Genomic DNA, 3937 nt, shown 5'->3' with positions numbered 1-3937 from the left:
CAGTTGCACTCGCGTCACATACGACGGTCTACCGGACCAGGCCGTGCCACGAAGGCACATCACACAGATTGATCACGACTCGATACGCGCCCTAGGGCGGCCGCCATGGGACGTCCACATTTCCTGCCCGAAATCGGGCAGGAAATGCTGCATTTGCCTCTGGAGGGGCTTGCTGGACCCTGTCGGGGTGATGCCGCCGGTGGTCTACGCGGCGAGGGCGGCGGGCTCCCCGAGCCGGGAGGCCGCCCATCCCGCCCCTGCGGCATGGGTACGGCGACTCATGCGAGGCCGGTGCACGCCGACTGGCTTCGGGCAGCGCAGCCAAACAGCTCGCCGGCCTGACCACCGCAGGGGCGCCTACCTCGGGGCGAGCCGGCCGAAGGTCTCGCACCGGGCCGCCGTGCCGATTCAGCCCACCCATCCTCCGGTGAGGCCGAGGACCGCGGAGCCGTCGAGGTCGGTGAGCTTGGTGCCGGTGAAACCGCGCGCCCAGTCGGAGGTCTGGATGCGGAACGCGGGCCGCTCGGCCTCCAGGGCTTCCATCACGGCCTCGGCCGCCTCGGCCGGGGTCTGCGCGTTGCCGCCCTGGAACTGGGCGACGGTACGGTCCAAGTAGGCCTGCAGGGCGTCGGCGTAGGCGCCGGCGGCGGCTACCTCGGCCTCCAGGTCGACGCCGATGTTGTTCACGAACTCGGTCGCCACGGCCCCGGGCTCGACGACGGACACCTGAACCCCGAGCCGGGCCGCCACGGGCGCCAGGCTCTCCATGAAGCCCTCGACCGCGAACTTGGCCGCGCAGTATGCCTCGTTGAAGGGCTGGCCGACCACTCCCCCGACACTGGTGACGGTGATCAGACGGCCCCCGGAGGCACGCAGGTGGGGAAGGGCCGCCTTCGAGACGTGGAGCACACCGAAGAAGTTGACCTCCATCACCTTGCGCACCTCGTTGACGCTCTCGTTCTCCAGCGTGCCGAGGTGTCCGGCGCCGGCGTTGTTGATCACCGCGTCGAGCCTGCCGTAGTCGGCGATCACCCCGTCGACCACCGCGGCGACGGACGCCTCGTCGACGACGTCGAGCCGCCGGACGTCGAGCTCCACCCCGGCCTCTGCCGCGGCGGTGCGCAGCGCATCGGCCCGGCCCGGATTGCGCAGCGTCGCCACGACGCGCCATCCGGCCCGGCCGGCGGCGACGGCGGCCGCGAGGCCGATGCCGGAGGACGTGCCGGTGATCAGGACGACCTTGGAGGTCGCGGAAGCCTGGGGAACAGCGTGGGAAGACATGGCAGACCTTTCGGCTCCAGAGACTGGAGCGATTTAAGTGCGTGTACACACACCTTAAGCATTATGTGTGCGCACACGCAAACCGGTAGGCTGGGCGCATGGCGAAGAAGAAGCTCACCCAGGCCGAGATGCCCGTGGCTGACCACGCCTTCTACGGGCTGGTCTGGGCCGGAACGGTGCTGACCGAGCGCGTCGACCGCGCCCTCAGCAAGGCGCACGGCCTCCCGGTCTCATGGTTCGAGGTGATGCTCTGGCTCGCCTCCAGCCCGGACCCGGTCCCCGCCTCCGTCCTGGGCAACAGCACCATGCTCAGCCGCAGCCAGGTGTCCCGGGTCGTCGACGCCCTGCAGAGCCGCGGGCTGGTCACCCGCACGCCCTCCACGCATGACGCCCGCTCCATCGAGGTCGCGCTCACTCCGGAAGGCCGCCGGCTCTTCGAGGAGGCCGACGACACCCGCCGCGCCTGCTTGGCGCCCGTGTTCACCGACCTCCTCGACGAGAACGACCTCGCCGCCCTCGGCACCGTGTGGCAGAAACTCAAGGCCAACAAGGACGCACAGTAGGAACGGCGACGGGAGAGGGGTGGGGTGACACAGCGCCCCCGCCCGGACGGCCGGTCAGCGCGCTTATCCCGTGCGGAGCCCGACCGTGGACGGGACCGTCCTCCCGAAGGGCACTCCGGTACTCGCCGGCTACTCCGCAGCCGGCCGCGATCCGGCCGTCCACGGGCCGGCCGGCTTCCGGCACCGACGTCGTCGAACTGGGCCCGGACGAGGTGCCCGAGATGCTCGAACTCGTCGCCCGGACCCGACCGGGGCCCTTCTGGCCACGCACCCACGAACTCGGCACCTATCTCGGCATTCGCGACCACGGCACGTTGGTGGCCATGGCGGGTGAACGGCTCCGGCCCCCGGGATGGTCCGAGATCAGCGCCGTCTGCACCGCTCCCGAGGCACGCGGACGCAGCCACGCCGCACACCTGGTCAGCGCGCTCATCGCGCGTATCGAGGCGCGCAACGAACGGTGTTTCCTGCACGTGGCCGAGACGAACACCGGCGCCATCGCCCTCTACGAGCGGCTCGGCTTCCGCACCCGCAAGCCCGTGACCTTTCGGGGCTTCCGCGTCCCGTGACAGCCCAGGCACGCGGACCGCGTGCGGCATCGTCTGCGCCGCCCGGCGTCACGGCGCCGGGCGGCGCTCACTGTCCTTCCCTGACCGCGCCTTCACCCTCCGGCCCCCTCGTCCCCTCGTATGCGAACGGCCGGTTGGCCGGGCGCAGTTGAGGGCATGCCGGTCACTGAGGCAGCTGGAGGCCGGTGCCCCTGGTGGGCTCAGTAGGGATGCCGGTCGGGCCGGCTTGACCATGCCTCGTAGGCGCGGCTGCCCATCTCGGGATAGATCTGCTCGATCTTTATCCGACGCTGGTCGAGCGGTTTCCCGAAGTCCTCGTACTGGAACGAGTCGTCGAAGCCGATCTTCCGGGTCTGCTCCAGATCGCAGCTGAAGTACACCGCGCCGATCCGCGACCAGTAGATGGCGCTCATGCACATCGGGCACGGCGCGCCGCTGATGTAGATCGAGCAGCCCTGCAGCATGCGGGCTCGTTCGGGGACCGGGTCCGGTGAGCCCTCCTCACGTGGCACGTATTCCAGCGTGCTCTCGTTCTGGTGCTCTTCAGAGATGGACGGGGCCTCGGGGTTGAGGAGCTGTACGGCCTTGCGGATGGTTTCCACCTCGGCGTGTGCCGTGGGGTCTCCGGTCAACAGCACGCGGTTCTGCCCGCGGGCGATGATGTCCCCGTTACGCGTGAGCACCGCGCCGAACGGGCCACCCCAGCCCTTTTCCACGGACTCGGTCGCGAGTCGTACCGCCTCGGCCATGAGTTCTTTGTGTTCCATTGCCCGGTTCTCCGATCGGCATCGATTCCTTCGTGCAGGTCACGTAAGCGCAGAAGAATGCGGAAGCCAGAAGGCGTAAGTCAGCAGGCAGGAAGTAGAAGGCAAGGAAGTAGAAGGCAATGTGGTGAAGTCGGTGCGGAAGACGGTGATGGGAAAGCGCTGAAAGCACCGAGAGCCCCCCCATCCAGTAATTTCCATTTGCCCTATAAATCTCTCATGTATAGGCTACTGCAGGTGAGTGCTCGTGCAAGCCGTAGCGCCGCGGCCGACACTGCCACCGTCGTGACCTCGCAGAAGGTGCGTGAGGGCCGCACCGACGAGTACCAGCGCTGGCAGGACAGGACGAACCAGGCCGCTCGCGAATTCGAGGGTTTCGTGGGCGCCGAGGTCTACCCGCCCGGCGCAGGCGAGAAGAACGAATGGGTGGCCGTATTCCGCTTCTCCGGTATGGACCACCTGACAGCCTGGTTGGCCTCTGACCGGCGCCGGGAATTGCTCGATGAGGCACACGAATTTTTCGACGGACCGCCCACGCAGGAGGTCCTCCACGGCGGCAGCCCGGCGGAAGTGGCTCCCGCGATGGTCACGGCCGTCATCTCCCATGAGGTGAAGCCCGGGTACGAGCAGAAATTCCTCACCTGGCAGGAGAAGACGCTCAAAGTGCAGGAGAAGGCGCCGGGCTTCATGGGTTCCGAGCTGTTCCGGCCGGTGGAGGGCGTCCAGGAGCACTGGGTGGTCGTCTTCCGGTTCGACTCCC

General features: G+C 68.3%; 4 protein-coding genes and 1 pseudogene. 3 read left to right on the top strand and 2 right to left on the bottom strand.

The features are described 5' to 3' along the window. Positions 1-408: 408 nt before the first annotated feature. Positions 409-1281 carry an SDR family NAD(P)-dependent oxidoreductase gene (locus AB0G35_RS37135; protein ID WP_360959175.1) on the bottom strand — a complete coding sequence of 291 codons (873 nt, stop codon included), beginning with the start codon at positions 1279-1281 and terminating at the stop codon, positions 409-411. 98 nt (positions 1282-1379) lie between these two features. Between AB0G35_RS37135 and AB0G35_RS37130 the strand changes: the two genes are divergently transcribed. Together AB0G35_RS37130 and AB0G35_RS37125 are read left to right on the top strand one after the other, a co-directional pair. Further along, positions 1380-1844, top strand: a complete 465-nt coding sequence (locus AB0G35_RS37130; RefSeq protein WP_360959172.1) for a MarR family winged helix-turn-helix transcriptional regulator — start codon at positions 1380-1382, stop codon at positions 1842-1844. Positions 1845-2017: 173 nt separating this feature from the next. Further along, positions 2018-2413 (top strand): annotated as a pseudogene (locus tag AB0G35_RS37125) (GNAT family N-acetyltransferase); the annotation flags it as partial. 200 nt (positions 2414-2613) lie between these two features. Here the strand turns inward: AB0G35_RS37125 and AB0G35_RS37120 are convergent. Continuing rightward, positions 2614-3180, bottom strand: coding sequence for a nucleoside deaminase (locus AB0G35_RS37120; RefSeq protein WP_360959169.1), 567 nt, complete (start codon positions 3178-3180; stop codon positions 2614-2616). Positions 3181-3414: 234 nt separating this feature from the next. Here AB0G35_RS37120 and AB0G35_RS37115 point away from each other — a divergent pair. Next, the coding region (locus tag AB0G35_RS37115) for an antibiotic biosynthesis monooxygenase (RefSeq protein ID WP_360959166.1) at positions 3415-3937 on the top strand (523 nt) is incomplete at its 3' end.

Origin of the sequence: Streptomyces sp. NPDC021749 (assembly GCF_040640655.1) — a bacterium.
Lineage (GTDB): Bacteria > Actinomycetota > Actinomycetes > Streptomycetales > Streptomycetaceae > Streptomyces.
Note: the sequence above shows the minus strand (reverse complement) of the source record. Positions and strands in the feature narration are given on the sequence as shown.

Bases quoted from the DNA above. Each gene is read 5' to 3' on its own strand.
- AB0G35_RS37120 (WP_360959169.1), bottom strand. From the start codon at position 3,180: ATGGAACACAAAGAACTCATGGCCGAGGCGGTACGACTCGCGACCGAG.
- AB0G35_RS37130 (WP_360959172.1), top strand. From the start codon at position 1,380: ATGGCGAAGAAGAAGCTCACCCAGGCCGAGATGCCCGTGGCTGACCAC.
- AB0G35_RS37135 (WP_360959175.1), bottom strand. From the start codon at position 1,281: ATGTCTTCCCACGCTGTTCCCCAGGCTTCCGCGACCTCCAAGGTCGTC.